This window comes from Halomonas sp. MS1, from assembly GCF_024182575.1.
GTDB lineage: Bacteria > Pseudomonadota > Gammaproteobacteria > Pseudomonadales > Halomonadaceae > Vreelandella.
Map to the genome: position 1 here is coordinate 4,016,351 of NZ_CP098926.1, position 16,877 is coordinate 4,033,227.

The window sequence follows — 16,877 nt, forward strand, 5'->3', positions numbered from 1 at the left end:
AACACTATGGAGGCGCCACCAACTCTACAGCCCGCTGGAAGCCATAGAACTCCTTTCTGGCGAGACATTAGCCTCTCGGCCGTCACTGCAGGTTTCGTTGCGGTCACTATTGGTTATACAAGCTCAGCGGCCATCATTTTCCAGGCGGCAGCCGCGGCGGGCGCCAGCACTGCGCAAATCAGCTCTTGGCTGTGGGCATTGGGCATTGGCATGGGCATTACCTCGATAGGACTATCGCTGCGCTACCGGATGCCTTTATTGACTGCGTGGTCAACGCCAGGCGCGGCGTTTTTGGCGACGAATCTTCCTGGCATTCCACTTGATGAAGCGATCGGTGCCTTCCTCTTCTCCGCGCTGCTCATTACGCTCTGCGGCGTAACAGGTTTATTCGAGCGCTTGATGCGCTACATTCCCAGCGCAATCGCCTCGGCTCTACTGGCAGGTATTCTGCTGCGCTTTGGCCTAGAGTTGTTTAACGTTATGGAAAGCCAATGGCTGCTACCACTGGCCATGTTGGCCGCTTGGGTAGCAGGTCGGCGCCTATGGCCAACGCTCGCAGTGCCTGGCGTGCTGTTAATCGGCATTGCTATTGCCCTTTGGCAGGGTCAACTTAACGTACACAGCATTCCGCTAGCACCTACCGTACCGGTTTTCACTGCGCCTGCCTTTTCGTTGACAACGCTGATCAGCATTGGCATCCCCCTGTTTGTCATTACCATGGCGACTCAAAATTTACCTGGCGTAGCCGTGCTACGGGCAGCAGGCTATCAGCCAAACAGTTCGCCGCTCATTAGTTGGACAGGGGCTGCAACGCTGTTACTTGCCCCTTTTGGTGGCTATGCATTCAACATGGCGGCCATTAGCGCCGCGGTATGCATAGGGCCTGATGCCCATACGAATCCTCTTAAACGCTATACCGCAGGCGTTGCAGCGGGCGTGTTCTATATCGCGATGGGCATCTTTGGCGGCACAGTTACCGGTATCTTCAATGCGCTTCCCGGTGTCCTAGTTATGTCGCTGGCTGGTATAGCGTTACTTGGCACATTAAGCGGTGGGTTAGCGAATGCATTTGAAAATAGCGGGCAACGAGATGCCGCCATTGTTACCTTTTTACTAACCGGCTCTGGCATCACGTTGTTAGGTATCGGCGGTGCATTCTGGGGGCTTGTGGCGGGCTTGGTGGTACTAAAGCTGACAAAGGCTCCAAGTATACGATAAAAAATGCCCCCAGAGCGTTCACTACTGGGGGCATTTTATTATTTCTGTTCAGCGCTATCTGACTCTACATATGAGGCCATTACGCATTACATCGTCGCGAGGCGTTCTTCATCCAGTACGCCCGACATCCGCACCATGGCTAACGCTTCATCCAGGCTGGCCACTTCTTCCATCATCAACAATTCGTTTTCCAAGCTAACCGGCTGTCCCGCTTTATCTGACAGCAGCTTTTCCAGCGAAGCTACGTCCATAGCGTCGTCTAAGTGGTGAATATCTACCGACGCACTGCTCGCACTTGGTAAGTAGATAGTGCCATTAGAGAAATCCACGGCATAAGCGATAACGCCCGGCACAATAAAAAACAGTAAGCCGACACCGTTAGCGATCGCCACCACTGGGTCAACATTACCGCTCATTTGCCCTTTACGCTCAGGATGAAAAAGCGTTCCACAACCACTTAACGTTACAATGGAGACACCAACAATGGCCCCCGTTAACCAACGGCGTACTGCTTGCTGCATGAAGGTTCCCTCAAAGTCCTAACGTACCGATAGCTGGAGAAGATGCGCTTGTTTGCCCACTGCTATCGAGCCACAAAACCGGGCAAGTTTAACACATTTGCTTACCAGCACACGCCAAGCTGTTAACGTAGGGTTTTGCCGCCTTACTCGCTTAGCCGTACAATGCCGCATTCAGCGCTAGTTTAAGCGCTACATTACTAAACGATTAAGCATCACCCCTACCAACAAGGAATGCTCACGCCCATGCGCGCCAGCCAATTATTGATTGCGACATTAAAAGAAACCCCGGCCGACGCTGAAGTCATCAGCCACCAGTTAATGCTGCGCGCCGGTATGATCCGTCGTCTTACCTCTGGCCTCTATACGTGGCTGCCGCTTGGCCTACGCACGCTGCGTAAGGTTGAAGCCATTGTCCGCGAAGAGATGAACCGTGCCGGCGCTCAGGAAGTATTAATGCCCGCCGTGCAACCTGCTGACCTATGGCAAGAGTCTGGCCGTTGGGAGCAGTACGGCCCGGAGCTACTACGCCTGAAAGATCGCCACGAGCGTGACTACTGCGTAGGCCCGACCCATGAGGAAGTCATTACTGATTTGGTGCGCAAAGAGATTGCCAGCTACAAGCAACTGCCGGTTAATTTTTACCAAATCCAAACTAAGTTCCGTGACGAGATTCGCCCGCGCTTTGGGGTGATGCGTTCTCGGGAATTCATTATGAAGGATGCTTACTCCTTCCACCTGGACGAAGCCTCCCTCAAAGAGACTTACCAGACGATGTATGATGCCTATACACGCATCTTCACCCGCCTGGGTCTCGATTTCCGCCCTGTGATTGCTGATAACGGCTCGATTGGCGGCACGGGTTCTCACGAATTCCACGTGCTAGCAGAATCCGGCGAAGATGATATCGTGTTCTCCAACGCCTCCGATTACGCCGCTAATATGGAAAAAGCTGAGGCTCTGCCCGCGCCGCTAGGCAGCAACGCCGAGCGTGCAGCCCCCAGCGAAGAGATGCATCTGGTCGATACGCCCAACGCTAAGACAATTGCCGCCCTGGTAGAGCAGCATGGCCTGCCGATTGAGAAAACCATCAAGACACTGATGGTGCATGCCGCTGAAGGTGGTTTGATTGCCCTGCTAATCCGTGGTGATCATGAGCTTAATGAAGTCAAAGCTGAAAACCTGCCCCAGGTAGCCACTCCGCTCACCATGGCGAACGAAGAAGAAATCCGCGCCGTGGTTGGCGCTGGCCCAGGCTCACTTGGCCCAGTTGGCCTAAACATGCCGATCATTATTGATCACAGCGTGGCGCTTATGAGTGACTTTGGTGCGGGCGCAAACATCGATGGCAAGCACTACTTCGGCATTAACTGGGAGCGTGACGTGGCGCTGCCCCAAGTTGCCGATCTACGTAACGTTGTCGAAGGTGACCCTTCGCCGGACGGCAAAGGCACGCTGTCTATCAAACGTGGTATTGAAGTAGGCCACGTCTTCCAGCTTGGACAAAAGTACTCCGAAGCAATGAACGCGACGGTGCTGGGCGACAACGGCAAAACCAGCCATCCGTGGATGGGCTGCTATGGCATCGGTGTTACCCGCGTGGTCGCTGCCGCCATTGAGCAAAACCACGATGATTCAGGCATTATCTGGCCAAACGCTATTGCTCCGTTCCAAGTAGCGCTGGTGCCGATGAATGCCCACAAATCACAACGTGTGCGCGAAGAGTCCGAACGTCTCTATCAAGCGCTAACAGCGGCTGGCTTAGACGTGTTGCTTGATGACCGCGACACGCGTCCCGGCGTCAAGTTTGCAGACCTGGAGCTTATGGGTGTGCCTCACCGTTTAGTGATTGGTGATCGTGGTTTGGATAACGGCGAACTGGAATACAAAGGCCGCCGAGACAGCGAAGCGACCATGGTTCCGGCTGACACAATTGTTGATTTTCTACGCGAAAAAGCAGGACTGATCAGCGCATAACCGTTTATAACGGCCACGACTAGAACTGCATCGTGGCCAATAAAAGAGACACTGGCAGGCATCATCAGTTAGGTTGCCTCGCCAGTGCCAGCGCTAATCGGCGACAGGCTGCACTAATCCCAAGCTGACTAATTGGCCCAATAACTGGCAGATATCTCGCTTGATACTTTGCCTGCTAGCGCCAACAAAAAAAGCCATCAAGGTATCAATAATTTCATCTTGGCATAGAGCCTCATGCTGCAGCAGTGCCCACACAGCTCTACTCGTCACATTCAAACGATGGATTTCGCCGCCCTCTTTAGCAATGACGAACAGCTCTTCACCCAGTGGAAACTCGTGAGCCACCGGGCTGATTTGCCACCTGCGCGTGTCGTTTGCTGCCAGCACCTGGCGCTGTTTGAACGCCTCCGACTCAGTTTGACGACGACACGTACTCGTCGCCACAGCACCGTCAAGAAACCCATCGCTATTTATCTCAGTTGCTAGCCACGTTGCCGCTTCGTAAGCATCTCGGTAACGCATTAAAAAACACGGTAAATCTTTTAAGAGTGGCAAAAAACGCTCAATCAAGGTTTGATCCGACTCATGCTCAGCGAAATTCTGCTGCAACAACTGCCATAACCCATCTCCCGGCTGCAGACGAACCAGCTTTGGCTCACTGAGCGATTCATCGCGCTCAATAAGCAGTACGGCGCCTAGCGGACAACGCATCCCATGCGATGCCAACTGCTGCTCATTTAACGCCAGATAGCCATAGCGATCATCATGAGGCCCTAGGTGGGTGGCAACAAACTGATGAAACTCCGGCGCAAGGGTCTCTGGCAACGGCAAGCGCAGTCTAGGTGCAACGCCCAGCGCTATCCCTTCACCACAACTATTGAGTGCCAGCACATCATCGCCAAACACCCGATAACCTGCCGCGGCGAACGCCGCCGTAAGCGTGCTTTTGCCCGCCCGATGACTATCCGGAAATATTACTAGCTGTTGATTAACCTCTACCGCCCCACAGTGAAGCCCAATATGCTCAGGATGATGTCGAAGATAAGCCCCCGCTAAATCAGCAATCACGCTGCATGCGGTTCCTGCCGGTGTATCTAATAACATGCCTCCCGGCAGGGCCGGCGCTTCCTGCCAGTAACCATTAGGATGACGCCAAACACAAATAGAGGGTGCGTGCTGTTGAGCCTCACAGGGCATTAGCCGCCAGCCTGGCATGGCTTGATGAATCACTGGCAGTAGCTGCTCTGCATCAATCAAGCGTATGCAAGGGCCAACATTTTCCAGCGCATAATCGACAGCTATCGAGGTGGTAGACACGGCACCTCTCCCTTACCAGCGAGGCAATAAGCGGCTTATGCGAATCTCAATCACAGCGTCTCCATCCCAACGAGAGCGTTGTGGCCGAGCGTAGTAAGGACGTGAATAATGGGGACGTGAATGCCTGGGTTTAGAATAATGGGGTCTTGAATGGCCATGTCTTGAATAACGGGGCCTCGAATAGCTGGACCGCGAGTAACGTGAACGGGAATGTTCACGCGCTTCAGCTTGCCCCATGGAGGACAGCGTAGGGGCCACGTAAAGTGCAGCGACACCAAGGCCTAAACTTGCTAGCACTTGACGTCGTGAACGCCGTTTATTCAGCAGGGAATCGGCTTCATTGCTCATATCAGCACTCCGGATTAATCGCTAGAAAGGTTATGAAACACTGTTTTAAAAACAATCCTAGCCTCGAAGCACACAGCAAACCACCGGCTGAGCGTCACTTTCCCATTATTTACTTTTTTTAACTACACTCAGCGTTTTGTGGAAACATTATGCAGCTGCAGTAATTTGCCAACCATTACGGCCTGCGCTCTTTACTCGGTAAAGCGCCTTATCAGCAGCTTTATAGGCACTTGGAAAGGTGGCATCCCCTGCGGTAAAGCACACTGCCCCAATACTCAAGGTGACCCTTTCATTGTGCGGATGCGCGGGGTGTTTGAAATCAGCCTGCTCTAAAACAGACGTTAATTGATCACAGTAACCAATCAATAACGCGTCATCATCACAAGGCAATACTGCGGCAAACTCATCACCCCCTAATCGGTACAGTTTTGCCTCTGCTCCCAGTACATATTTCAACAGACTGGCTAGGCGCCGTAACAGTTGATCACCCTCTGGATGCCCCAGTGAATCGTTGTACTGCTTAAAGAAGTCGATATCGACCAAGATCAAAGCAAGCGCAGCCCCTTCTTTGGTAGCGACATCCTGATGCAGCGCACTGCGGTTACCTATCCCCGTCAGCGGATCACGCATCGCGTGCTGCATCCAGGCTATGGTTTGCTTAGTCGCACGCTCTGTACGCCGTAACTGACGCTCATGCATTACCCAAAACAGCAGCCCTAGTGCAAAAATCACCATGCTCGAATAGGTGAGAATCTGATTATATCGCCGGGTGCTTTCGGAAAACTCATTAATTGCCATACCACGCAGGTCGAGCTGGTTCATCTCAATGCTCGTTAAACAATCAATGGGGCCCAACAGTTCAGCTGCGGCATCAAACGGTGTCACGGTAGTTTCTGTAAGGCGCTCTGTTAGTAAATTGAGGGTTTGTAAACTCGGCTGGGTACAGCTGTACCTTTGACGATATACCTCGACATCAATTAGCCCGTAGGCAAGATCGAGATTAAGCCTAACCGTTTGTCGCTGTTCATCGTCAAAGGGCTGTTCGCCTAACAAATGTTGTTGGGCGAGCTGTAAATATGCCCGAGACCTGGTAGCCAATTGCTGCCCTGTCAAATTACCTGTTTGGCTGAAGTAAGCCTGTATTTCGGGATATACCCAGCGCGACTCATAAACAATCACCACCATCAATGCCATAAAACTCATGAGGCTCAATGATAACCACGTTACATAGCGGCGCTTCCTAGCGAAAGGAGCGGGTACTGGCAGTGGCACAGCAGGTGGAGAAGGCGGCGGCTCAATGATCACCAGCGGGCCTCAATACTTCGAATCATCCATATCCAGTCGTTGAATTCACGCAGGCTCTTGATATCACGCTGATCATTATAAGCCAGATCAACCAGCCGCAATGGCCCCCGCGAACGCAATGTCAGTGGCTCACCACTCTCTGCCGTGACCATTAACCACTTAGGATCATCCCAGCCACCTAACGTCACTTCGTAATCATCCCATGTCGTAAAGTGCAATGCGGGAGGAACTTCGCCAAACTGATTAATGAGGAAGCGACGGAATTCAAGTCCATGCATCTCTACTTCTCGGCCTTGAAAAGGATCAAACACTGGCGAGGTAATCGTAGATTGTTGACGCAATTCATTAAGAGAGAGTGCAGTGTTTTTTTCACCATTAATGACGCTTAATGCTTGAGCATAGACCGGCACTGATAGCCAGCTAAGTAATAGAAGAATACAGGCAACACTAGCTTTGGGATAATGATGAGCGCAACAGCGTATGGCAACGATTGAACTAGCAGCATTCATGGCAAATGGCTTCCTTGCGGTACAATGCCTTATTGTACAACTAGGTACTTTACCAGACGATTAATGCGAATACTCGAAAACATAGTTTTAATTAATAAAAAAGCCGACCCAACTGGGCCGGCAACAGGAAGCTCGCTGTTAAAAGCAAGCTCCCTCCCCTGACGACGGTCACCACAACGGCGTTAATGCTTTTTACGTTCATCCTTACGGAGGTGGTCGCGCACAATAAAGCCTACCCAACCAATCATAAAAGCAATCATTAACGCGACAGTAACTAGACCGAAAATAACAGCATCATCCCAATACATGGTGATCCCCTCCTGCCGTGATGTATGACACCATCCTAGTGCGTTAATCGCGGCAGGAAGCTGACCTGGGTCAAGCTTTTCAGCGGGGTTATTTGCGGCCCATCAGGAATTTGATATGGGTCAGTTTTTAACACTCAAAATACGCTGCAGCTTTAAAATACACTGTCAATTTTGAGCACGCCGAAGATTTAAGGCCTATGAAACTTAAAGTCTGTAAAACTTAAAGCCCCTAAAACTTGCTGCTAAAGCACTTTTCGATCTTCTACTTTGCTGTGTTCGGTTCCCGGCGGTAGAGGGTGGCCTTTCGCCAGCTCTGCACGGGTTGCATCACGCACCTCCAGCACGTTGACTTGATAGCGAAGCGTATGGCCTGCCAGCGGATGATTTGTATCGACCGTCACCATGTCCCCATCAACACTAACCACCGTGACAATTTGCGGGCCTGCTTCACCTTCTGTTTGGAAACGGCTACCGGGTTCAAGCGCTGCGCTGCCAAACGACCCACGACTCACCTGTTGCACCAAGTCTTCATTACGGATGCCGTAGGCATCAGCAGGCGCAAGCGTGACACGCAGCTCATCTCCAGCGGCTTTATCTTCCAGAGCACTCTCTAAACCGGGCAAAATATTATCGTGTCCATGGAGGTACTCTAAGGGCTTATCACGTGCGTTGGAGTCATCTAGCACGCGGGTACTGCCATCGCTAAGCACATCGCTTAACACGTAGTGTAAAGTGACTACTTGATGGGCTGTAATCGACATTGAAAACTCCTCTCCGGTAAGCTATCGGCTTTGTCATGGATATCAGGCCTAGTCTACCACTGAGCGGTTTTTAGCGGGCCTCGATGCAGACGTTTTCTTTCCTGGAGTGTTAACCAACATGCCCACCCCTACTCCCCAGCGCAGCTGGCTGGATGCGCTAGGTATTTACTGTCGTGCACCTGTTATCACCATGCTGTTTCTAGGTTTTTCAGCAGGCTTACCTTTTTTGCTGGTGTTTTCGACTCTCTCTGCATGGCTACGCAGTGACGGCGTTGAAGTGGCCGCCATTGGCTTCTTCGCCTGGATTGGCATGCTCTACTCAATCAAGTTTTTTTGGGCGCCTATCGTTGACCGACTTGCCCTGCCGATCTTAACCCGCACGCTTGGCCAGCGGCGTGGCTGGATGCTGCTTGCCCAGGGGATGATTGCGGCAGGGCTAATTGGCTTAGCGGGAGTCAGTCCCGTAGGCAACTTAGGCTGGGTAGCCGCCTTTGCGCTGCTGATAGCCTTTGGTTCGGCCACCCAGGATATCGCCATTGACGCGTATCGCATCGAATCCGCCGATGACGATGTACAAGCAGCGATGGCCTCTACTTACATTATCGGTTACCGCGGTGGGCTGTTAGCGGCAGGTGCCGGGGCGCTGTATGTGGCCTCAGCGATTTCCTGGAACGCAGCGTACCTCTGCATGGCCGCGCTTGTGGGCATTGGCGTGCTCACCGTGCTGATTCGACCTGAACCAAAGCGCGCATCGTTGACGGTTCAGCTCATTCACGAACCCAAGGTACGCGCCTTCATTCGTGCCAGCCGTGGACAACCGAAAGCTTTGCGACGTCTAGGTGCTTGGGTGATTGGTGCCATTGTGTGCCCTTTTACCGACTTCTTCCGCCGCTATGGGGTGAAGGCGTTGGGCATTTTAGTGTTTATCGCGGTGTTCCGAATTAGCGACCTTGCCATGGCCTCTATGGCAAATCCGCTGTATATCGATTTAGGCTTTTCACTGGCCACCATCGCCAACGTCACCAATATTTTTGGTATTGCCATGAGTATAACGGGGGGCATTCTTGGCGGCTTGCTGGTTGCTCGCTACGGCATTGGGCCACTGCTGATCATTGGCGCAGGCTTTGTCATGGTGACCAACCTGCTGTTTGCCGCGTTAGCGTTGATAGGTAACCAACTCCCCATGCTGGTCGTCACCATTATTGGCGATAATCTTGCCAATGGCTTAGCCAGCGCTGTCTTTATTGCGTTTCTTTCCAGCTTAACGTCGCGGGCTTATACCGCCACCCAATACGCACTGTTTTCGTCGCTAATGACGTTACCAGGGAAGTTTCTGAGCGGTTTTGGCGGGCTGGTTGTTACGGCTCAGGGATACGCCACTTTCTTCATAGTGGCCACTCTGCTCGGTTTACCCGCCATTCTGCTAGCCATCTGGATCAGCCGGGATAAGCAGTTGGTGCCTACCCCAGTGATCGCAGAGGCAAAATAAAGCTAGCGGTGATCCGCCAACCACGCCAGCGCGCCTGGCGTGGTGCGCCACTGGTCACGCATCAATGTACGATACTGCCACGCTTCCGCACGGGAGCCGGGATCGACCTGACCATCCGCGTGAGGCATTGAAGGCCGCGGGTTCTCGGCACATAACAGCTCTATCGCATGACGATTATGAGCGACCACATCCGCCAGCGCTGCTTCAGCGGCATCGTGCTTTTCCAATCGATACAGCGCCAGTGTACGGCCCATTAATAACCCCAACTCTAAAGAGCCATCATCTTTTTGGGGCTCATCAGTGAGCGCTAACGCTTCTTCATTGCGGTCATCACGCAGCAATTGATCAAGTACTAACTCTCTTAAGCCAAGACTATCTTCCTGGTCTATGGCTAGCAGCTCTTCAGCCAACTCGCGGGAGTGCTGGCGCGCGCCGCGCTCCATGCCCACCACCAGCGCAAGGCCGGTGCGCAGTAGCATGGCGTTATCGGCATCGTCCCAACACAGGCTGCCGTCACCGGCTGCACGGGCCTGCTCAAGCCAGCGAGAAAGGCGCAGTGCCAGCGGTTCCAGCAAGCTCGGTGCCATCCACGGCAGGCTACCAAAGCGGCTGGTCAGTGCTAACGTTACATCTTGCACTACCTGGGGGGCATCCAACCATTCTGGGTGAGCACATAGCTCAGACATCCACTCTATCGCGTTGCCCCAGGGGTCATCGCGAAAGCCCAAGGCGACCTCTTCATCGACCATGACCTGAAACTGTTCGTGCCAAGCCGCAAACAGGGTTTCTTCACGAGCAGTGGTGGTGTAGTGCAACCTACCGGAATCGGCATCTTGCTCAATGGTAAGCTTCGGTGCGATAGGAAGCGCAGCCAACAGCGCCTGCAGCGATACCAGCGGCGTCGCCATATCTTCTTCGGCGCTCAACAACTGGTCGGCCAAAGTGGCACCAGGATTTTCAGCCAGCGCTGCCAGGAATTCGAGCTGCTCTTCATCCAAGTCGCCCTGGCGAACCAAGCGGCGGTACCAGAAGTTAGCACGCTCTTTGGCCTCTTCCTCATGACCTTCATGCAGCAGCAACATGGCTTCAATGTAGGCTAGCGTCGGTGAATCCGGTAGCGCCTGCTGGGCTTTCACGAACGCAGCGCGGGCGCTGTCTAAGTCGTCGTTATCTAGGTGCATTAGGCACAACCGCTCAAGCGCCACGCCACGCAAAAACAGCGGGCCGCGCTCCATAACGTCATCAAGCAGGTCAGCACGCTTGCGGGTAAAACCGCGCTCTTGATAGATATCTAACAGAATTTCAAACGCAGGCTCAGCCTGCTCCGGCAGCCGCGACCAATCACTGCCGTCGAACAGTGACTCAAGAATCTGCATTGAACGACCGGTTTGACCGCTTTCAGCAGCAATTAGCCCGGCTTCTAATAACGCCTGGGCAGGTGCTTGCTGGCTTTCCAGCGCCGCTTTTAGCGTTGCGCCTTTCCACTCACGCAGGGAAAGCATCCACATCATCTGCTCAGGGATATCCGTGGGGAAGTCAACGCGGTAGCAGCACTGTTTGAATTTACGTCCTGAATCACACCAGCAAGGTTCGTTGCGCCCTGGGGTAGCCAACGGTTCGTTCGCAAAATTAAGCCGCTCTAGCGGCGTTTGCGACCATAAAATAGGCGCAAGCGCCTGGGCAGTTGCCACATCGCCATTAAACGAATCTGCGCCTTCGTCACGTACCCAGGTCATAAAATCGGGGTAGTGTTCCTGTTTCCTAATTGCCGAGAGTGCCCCAGAGGCAAATCCCAGCAGTTGATCGACCCATACCGCCAGCATTGCCGTCTCCACTGTCTTCAAAACGCTATTGAAAAGCGCAATAGTCTAGCATGACAGGCGGCGCTCCCGCAGCGGCAATTAGTTAGCGACTACGCGCCCAGGCTAGCAGTGGCTCGGTGCGGCTATGCATATCAAGACGCGCTTGCAGACGTACTAAGTTCCAGTAGTGCCCATTCAGTGCCCGGGAGAGCAGCAAGGTATCCGCAGGTGGTTGCAGTCGATCCATGGCAGCCCACACTTTGGGCGTTAGTTCGCGCAGGCGGCGGTGTACCCGCACATCGCTGAAGTCCTGCTCACCAAGGCAGAATAGTGGTGACACGCACTCGGCGGACTCTCGATAAAGTGCCAGCGGCGCGCCCTGCCCCTGGCGGCCGCCCATTTTCATTAACGCATCATCCATTGCCATCGGGTCTTGCGCCAAGGTGGCATCTAATAACTGCATCATGGCTTTTAGACGCGCTTCGGGCACAGGTATCACTGCACCAAAATCGTAGATGATCAGGCGACCTTCAGCATCCGCTGCGAAGTTACCGGCGTGGGGATCGGCATGCAGCTCACCGTAGGTAAACAGCTCCTCGGTAATCCAATCAGCCAACGCCACGGCCACTTTCTGACGAGTGCCATCATCGGTGCTTTCTAAATCCCGCAGCGGTGTACCGTCTACAAAGCGCATAGCAAGGACATGTTGGCCAGATAACTCAAACAGTGGTTCGGGTATGACCAACTGAGGATTATCCTGATACCGCTCGCGATAGCGAGCCAGCGCTCGTGCTTCGGCGTGATAATCCAGCTCTTCACGCAGCCCTGCCGCTAACTCTTCAAACAACGCATCCAAACGCGCTTGAGGCACTTTGAACCAGCGGCCCAAGCTCATGATCCGTTTGACCTGCTTAAGATCGCTTTCCAACACATCCGCAAGCCCAGGGTACTGCACTTTCAGCACCACTGTTTCACCTGTATGGGTGACCGCTTTATGCACCTGTCCCATGGAAGCACTGGCAAACGGACGCTCTTCTATATCGCTAAAGTACTGATCAATATCGCCATATTGCAGCACCAACGCTTCACGGATACGCGGCCAAGGCATTGGCTCTGCTTGACGCTGCAAGCGAGCAAGCTCATTTGCCAGGTCTGGGGGCAGCAGATCATCCCACTGGGACATAATCTGCGCCAGTTTCATGGCCGGGCCTTTTAACTCCGAAAGCCCTTCAAACAGCGCTTCACCTAGCGCCCGCCAATCCGCTTGACCACCTAGACGAGTTTTCAGCAGCGCCCCGCCCGTGCGGGCACCCAGACCCAATAAACGTCGTGTTCTGCCGCGTTCGCGCATGGAAATCGCCTCATTAATTGCTTTTTGACAGCTTACTTAATTTGTTAATTTTATACAAAAACTATACAAAGAAATAAATCCATCCATTTACAAAACAACTCACTCGCCATCTAACACACAAGCTAGACGCTAACCTGTTGCGGGTTCTGCTAAGATGGCAACTTGTTGTTATCTGACAGGGCTAGACACTGTATGCGCTTGATTATCGCCGAGAAACCCAGCCTTGCACGGGCCATAGCCGACGCACTGCCCGGCAGCGCAAAACGCCAGGATGGCGCTATGATTTGCGGCGACACCACCGTCACTTGGTGCCTAGGCCACTTGCTAGAACAAGCCCCCCCCGAAGCCTACGACCCTGCCGATAAACAGTGGCGGCTAGATCGGCTACCCATTGTGCCGCAGCAGTGGAAACTGATGCCGCGCCCCAAGGCGCGAGGGCAACTGGCAGTGATTCGCAAGCTGATTAAGCAGGCCACCAGCGTGGTGCACGCTGGCGATCCAGACCGCGAAGGTCAGCTACTGGTGCAGGAAGTAATTGAGTACATGAAGTATCGCGGCCCCGTTCAGAGGCTACTGATCAGTGACCTTAACAAACCCGCCGTGAGCCGAGCACTTGCCAAGCTGCGCTCTAATATGGAATACCAGCCGCTGTTTCAAGCGGCCCAGGCGCGCTCGCGTGCTGACTGGCTGTATGGCATTAACTTAACCCGCGCCTGGACACTCACCGGCCGCCAAGCGGGACATGACGGCGTGCTTTCCGTTGGCCGTGTGCAAACACCAGTACTCGGATTGATCGTGCGCCGCGACAATGCTATTCGTAATTTCAAGCCTCACCCGTTCTACCCGCTATGGGTGGATTTACAAGTGGCCCAAGGCCAGCTGCGCGCCTGGTGGGCACCTAAAGAGCACCAGCCCTTAGATGAGCAAGGACGGCTGATTGATCGCACTCCCGCCGATGCCTTAGCAGCACAGCTTCCCGGCGCACGGGGCACCCTAACCACCCTCGATCAACAGGAAAAACGCCAAGCGCCGCCGCTACCCTATTCGCTTTCCGCGTTACAAGTAGACGCCGCACGCCGCCACGGGCTCTCCGCACAGATGGTGCTGGATATTTGCCAGCGGCTTTATGAACAGCACAAGTTAATTACCTACCCCCGCTCCGACTGCCGCTACCTGCCCGAAGAGCATCTAGCGCTGGCCCAGCGTAGCTTGAGCAGCGCCTGCCAGAACGATGCTACGCTGCGTCAGTGGCTGGGTGGCGCTGACTTTACCCTGCGCTCAAAAGCCTGGAACGACAAACAGGTAGGCGCGCACCATGCCCTAGCGCCCACCGGCAAGCCCGCGGACTTTAGCCAACTTTCCGCCACTGAAGGCCATGTATTTCGGTTGATTGTGCGTAATGTGATGGCGCAGTTTTATCGGCCGCTGCGCACCTTTGAGGTGAAAGCAGAGTTCACCCTGCTAGATGAAGCTTTCCGTGCCCGTGGCCAGAGCATTCTTGATCATGGTTGGAAGCCACTCTTCACCACCCGCGACGAAACCCCACCACTGCCGCCGCTCACTCAAGGGGAAGCCTGCCAAGCGCTGGGCGCAGGCGTTGAGGAGAAAGAAACCCGCCCGCCGGAACCATTCACTGATGCCAGCTTGATTAAAGCGATGATGAACATAGGCCGCTACGTGGATGACCCTAACGTGCGTCGCACGCTGCGTGACACCGACGGCCTTGGCACCGAAGCAACCCGCGCAGGTATTATTGAAACGCTGGTGCAGCGTGGCTACTTGGTGCGGCAGCAAAAAGCCCTGCGCGCCACTAAACTCGGCTGCGCGCTGATCGCCGCCTTACCCAGCGCCGTAAGCACGCCAGAACGCACCGCCCTTTGGGAACAGCGGCTTCGAGCGATCTCAGAACAGCAGGATGACCCCGGCGCGTTTCAGCAAGCACTCCTGGATGATCTACGTGGCCTACTCACCCACAGCGATGCGGCCAAGCTGAGACACAGCCTACAAACCGCCCAAGGTGAAGCCGGAGGCCCGGCAAAACGCACAACTAAGCCAAGAAAAAGTTATTCGAAAAGGAAGAGTACCGGGGCCAGAAAGAAGATGAGCTGATGAGCATTTAATCAGTGCGTAGCGCTTAACTTGTGTTGAACAGCGAGCAGGCAGCTTAGCGGTATTTATAGTTAGCACATGCAAGATAACGGTATAAAACTTATTCCATTATCTCAGTCCGATAACGTGCACAGCCCACCCGGTACTGCCAACACCCAATCACGAATAGCCAGAACCGTCGGATCATGACGTCGGCTTTCTGGGTAAACCAAAAAGAACGGCTTGCCTTCAAATTCCGGGCCAAAGGGCTGCACCAAGCGCCCCTCCTCCAATTCATCTTGAATCAACTGACGACTCATTAGCGCCACACCCTGCGCACCAACGGCGGCCGAAATAACGTGGGTTTCATCAGAAAATACCAACCCGGCACTCACGTCCAGCCCAGGAACTTTTGCCAACTTCTGCCAAACGCTCCAATCCAGTGGCGAAGACACCGCCCCTGGGCTGCGGAAATGGATAAGCGAGTGCCCAGGTAGCTGCGTTATATCGTGCAAGCCTAGGTGTGGACTACACGCTGGGATAAAGGTGTTATCCAAGAGTTTCTCTGCTATCAACCCAGGCCAACGGCCATCGCCATAACGAACAGCAAGGTCCGCCGTCACCCCATCCAGAGCGACCGGCTCATGCGTCGCGTGGATACGCAGATCAATATCGGGATGCGCGTCACGCAGCATACATACCCAAGGTAGCAACCAGCGCACCGCTATAGCTGGCGTTGTAGACAGCGTAATGGTTTGGCGAACAGGTACAGCGCTTAATCGATCGACCACACTACTGATACTGTCAAAAGCTGTTTCCAGCACTTGCTGAAGCTCACGGCCCTGAGCGGTCAGCTCCAACTGACGCGGTTTACGCAGAAAGAGAGGGACACCCAGCGCTTCTTCAAGCCCCCGGACCTGATGGCTAATGGCGGTAGCGGTGACCGACAGCTCTTGTGCGGCCTGCTTGGCGCTTTCATGGCGAGCAGCGGCTTCAAAAGCGCGAAGCGACGAAAGAGAGGGTAATCGGCGATGGCTCATGAATGAGTTTTCCTCATCTATAGCGGCAAGAAAAGATCGTTTGTTTAGGCCAAGAGGGCCAGACTAAGCTGAGCCTGTTGTTAATCATAGATGAGTTCAGTTCAGATTAGGAGGCTATTACCATGGCACATATACTGCACATAGACGCTAGCGCCCGGCCCGGTATTGCAGGAAAAGATAACCACGGCTCGCATAGCCGCCATTTGACCTATCAATTTGTCAGTCAATGGCAATTTGACCGACCGCAAGACACGCTCACCTATCGCGACATAGGTCAAAACCCGCCGTCTATTATTAGCCATGATTGGATTGCGTCTGCCTTCACCCCCGCAGAGCGTCGAGAAAACTGGATGCAGGAGACACTAACAGAGAGCGATCAACTGATTGATGAATTAGTTGCCGCTGATATTGTGGTGATTGGAACGCCGCTCTACAACTTCGGTATGCCTGCGGCCCTGAAAGCTTGGATTGACCAAGTCGTGCGGCCCGGTCGAACAGTCGATATCGATGAGTCGAATCAGATCGAACCCTATATACCCAAGCTAGCAGATCGAGAAAGGCATGCTGTTGTTCTTACCGCCAGGGGCGGAATAGGCTTTGACCCAGGTGGTGAGATGGCTCATCTGAATCATTTGGAACCAAATCTAGCCACAGCGCTTGGCTTTATCGGAATTACCCGTATCCACTACATCGCTATCGAAGGCCAGGAAGTTGGTGGTGAGTTACTGGCGGCCTCGGTGAATGAGGCGTTAGGCAAGGTTGCAGCTCTGGTAGAGGCGTTACAGGAAACGGTGGAGGTCACTCCACTTGCCTCACCGGCCTAAACATCAGGTGAAGCAGAACGCT

At 53.8% G+C, this 16,877-nt stretch carries 15 protein-coding genes; 5 read left to right on the forward strand and 10 right to left on the reverse strand.

Translation table 11 applies throughout. The features are described from left to right. Positions 1 to 6 precede the first annotated feature (6 nt). Positions 7 to 1,218: a benzoate/H(+) symporter BenE family transporter gene (locus NF683_RS18585; RefSeq protein ID WP_253920685.1), complete on the forward strand. Its 1,212-nt coding sequence runs from the start codon at positions 7 to 9 to the stop codon at positions 1,216 to 1,218. 86 nt (positions 1,219 to 1,304) lie between these two features. Here the strand turns inward: NF683_RS18585 and NF683_RS18590 are convergent, their stop codons facing one another. Continuing rightward, positions 1,305 to 1,739, reverse strand: a complete 435-nt coding sequence (locus NF683_RS18590; RefSeq protein ID WP_089038545.1) for a hypothetical protein — start codon at positions 1,737 to 1,739, stop codon at positions 1,305 to 1,307. A gap of 243 nt (positions 1,740 to 1,982) precedes the next feature. On the opposite strand from NF683_RS18590, the gene NF683_RS18595 reads away from it, so the two are divergent. After that, on the forward strand, positions 1,983 to 3,713 hold the full coding sequence (locus NF683_RS18595) for a proline--tRNA ligase (RefSeq protein ID WP_253920686.1): 1,731 nt from the start codon (positions 1,983 to 1,985) through the stop codon (positions 3,711 to 3,713). Between the two features lie 93 nt (positions 3,714 to 3,806). On the opposite strand, the gene NF683_RS18600 is transcribed toward NF683_RS18595, so the two are convergent. The 6 genes from NF683_RS18600 to NF683_RS18620 all read right to left on the reverse strand — a co-directional run bounded on the left by NF683_RS18600 (position 3,807) and on the right by NF683_RS18620 (position 8,261). Beyond that, entirely contained in the window at positions 3,807 to 5,030 is a 1,224-nt protein-coding gene (locus NF683_RS18600; protein WP_253920687.1) for a PqqD family peptide modification chaperone, read from the reverse strand. 50 nt (positions 5,031 to 5,080) lie between these two features. Then, positions 5,081 to 5,248 (reverse strand): hypothetical protein, encoded by a 168-nt coding sequence (locus NF683_RS18605; protein ID WP_253920688.1) that lies wholly within the window; start codon positions 5,246 to 5,248, stop codon positions 5,081 to 5,083. Positions 5,249 to 5,525: 277 nt separating this feature from the next. Continuing rightward, positions 5,526 to 6,581 carry a GGDEF domain-containing protein gene (locus NF683_RS18610; RefSeq protein WP_253920689.1) on the reverse strand — a complete coding sequence of 352 codons (1,056 nt, stop codon included), beginning with the start codon at positions 6,579 to 6,581 and terminating at the stop codon, positions 5,526 to 5,528. 98 nt (positions 6,582 to 6,679) lie between these two features. Further along, positions 6,680 to 7,192: a hypothetical protein gene (locus NF683_RS18615; protein WP_253920690.1), complete on the reverse strand. Its 513-nt coding sequence runs from the start codon at positions 7,190 to 7,192 to the stop codon at positions 6,680 to 6,682. Positions 7,193 to 7,374: 182 nt separating this feature from the next. Continuing rightward, a complete protein-coding gene (gene ccoM, locus NF683_RS21330; protein ID WP_267900570.1) occupies positions 7,375 to 7,500 on the reverse strand; it encodes a cytochrome c oxidase subunit CcoM in 126 nt (41 codons plus the stop codon). Positions 7,501 to 7,742: 242 nt separating this feature from the next. Then, positions 7,743 to 8,261, reverse strand: coding sequence for an FKBP-type peptidyl-prolyl cis-trans isomerase (locus NF683_RS18620; protein ID WP_193059629.1), 519 nt, complete (start codon positions 8,259 to 8,261; stop codon positions 7,743 to 7,745). A 118-nt stretch (positions 8,262 to 8,379) separates the two neighbouring features. On the opposite strand from NF683_RS18620, the gene NF683_RS18625 reads away from it, so the two are divergent. Next, positions 8,380 to 9,750: an AmpG family muropeptide MFS transporter gene (locus NF683_RS18625; RefSeq protein ID WP_253920691.1), complete on the forward strand. Its 1,371-nt coding sequence runs from the start codon at positions 8,380 to 8,382 to the stop codon at positions 9,748 to 9,750. A gap of 2 nt (positions 9,751 to 9,752) precedes the next feature. Here NF683_RS18625 and NF683_RS18630 read toward each other — a convergent pair whose 3' ends face one another. Both NF683_RS18630 and NF683_RS18635 read right to left on the reverse strand, forming a co-directional pair. After that, entirely contained in the window at positions 9,753 to 11,573 is a 1,821-nt protein-coding gene (locus tag NF683_RS18630) for an SEC-C domain-containing protein (protein WP_089038553.1), read from the reverse strand. A gap of 82 nt (positions 11,574 to 11,655) precedes the next feature. After that, positions 11,656 to 12,903, reverse strand: coding sequence for an ABC1 kinase family protein (locus NF683_RS18635; RefSeq protein WP_089038554.1), 1,248 nt, complete (start codon positions 12,901 to 12,903; stop codon positions 11,656 to 11,658). Positions 12,904 to 13,095: 192 nt separating this feature from the next. Here NF683_RS18635 and NF683_RS18640 point away from each other — a divergent pair, with 192 nt between their 5' ends. After that, complete coding sequence (locus NF683_RS18640; RefSeq protein WP_089038555.1) at positions 13,096 to 15,012, forward strand: DNA topoisomerase III; 1,917 nt, start codon at positions 13,096 to 13,098, stop codon at positions 15,010 to 15,012. A 113-nt stretch (positions 15,013 to 15,125) separates the two neighbouring features. Here the strand turns inward: NF683_RS18640 and NF683_RS18645 are convergent, their stop codons facing one another. Then, positions 15,126 to 16,031: a LysR substrate-binding domain-containing protein gene (locus tag NF683_RS18645; RefSeq protein ID WP_089038556.1), complete on the reverse strand. Its 906-nt coding sequence runs from the start codon at positions 16,029 to 16,031 to the stop codon at positions 15,126 to 15,128. A gap of 122 nt (positions 16,032 to 16,153) precedes the next feature. Here NF683_RS18645 and NF683_RS18650 point away from each other — a divergent pair, with 122 nt between their 5' ends. Then, entirely contained in the window at positions 16,154 to 16,855 is a 702-nt protein-coding gene (locus NF683_RS18650) for an FMN-dependent NADH-azoreductase (RefSeq protein WP_089038557.1), read from the forward strand. The last annotated feature ends 22 nt before the right edge of the window (positions 16,856 to 16,877 follow it).

Coding starts and splice junctions, on each gene's coding strand:
- NF683_RS18645 (WP_089038556.1), bottom strand. CDS start 16,031: ATGAGCCATCGCCGATTACCCTCTCTTTCGTCGCTTCGCGCTTTTGAA.
- ccoM (WP_267900570.1), bottom strand. CDS start 7,500: ATGTATTGGGATGATGCTGTTATTTTCGGTCTAGTTACTGTCGCGTTA.
- NF683_RS18630 (WP_089038553.1), bottom strand. CDS start 11,573: ATGCTGGCGGTATGGGTCGATCAACTGCTGGGATTTGCCTCTGGGGCA.
- NF683_RS18650 (WP_089038557.1), top strand. CDS start 16,154: ATGGCACATATACTGCACATAGACGCTAGCGCCCGGCCCGGTATTGCA.
- NF683_RS18610 (WP_253920689.1), bottom strand. CDS start 6,581: ATGAGTTTTATGGCATTGATGGTGGTGATTGTTTATGAGTCGCGCTGG.
- NF683_RS18615 (WP_253920690.1), bottom strand. CDS start 7,192: ATGAATGCTGCTAGTTCAATCGTTGCCATACGCTGTTGCGCTCATCAT.
- NF683_RS18590 (WP_089038545.1), bottom strand. CDS start 1,739: ATGCAGCAAGCAGTACGCCGTTGGTTAACGGGGGCCATTGTTGGTGTC.
- NF683_RS18625 (WP_253920691.1), top strand. CDS start 8,380: ATGCCCACCCCTACTCCCCAGCGCAGCTGGCTGGATGCGCTAGGTATT.
- NF683_RS18620 (WP_193059629.1), bottom strand. CDS start 8,261: ATGTCGATTACAGCCCATCAAGTAGTCACTTTACACTACGTGTTAAGC.
- NF683_RS18595 (WP_253920686.1), top strand. CDS start 1,983: ATGCGCGCCAGCCAATTATTGATTGCGACATTAAAAGAAACCCCGGCC.
- NF683_RS18585 (WP_253920685.1), top strand. CDS start 7: ATGGAGGCGCCACCAACTCTACAGCCCGCTGGAAGCCATAGAACTCCT.
- NF683_RS18635 (WP_089038554.1), bottom strand. CDS start 12,903: ATGCGCGAACGCGGCAGAACACGACGTTTATTGGGTCTGGGTGCCCGC.
- NF683_RS18640 (WP_089038555.1), top strand. CDS start 13,096: ATGCGCTTGATTATCGCCGAGAAACCCAGCCTTGCACGGGCCATAGCC.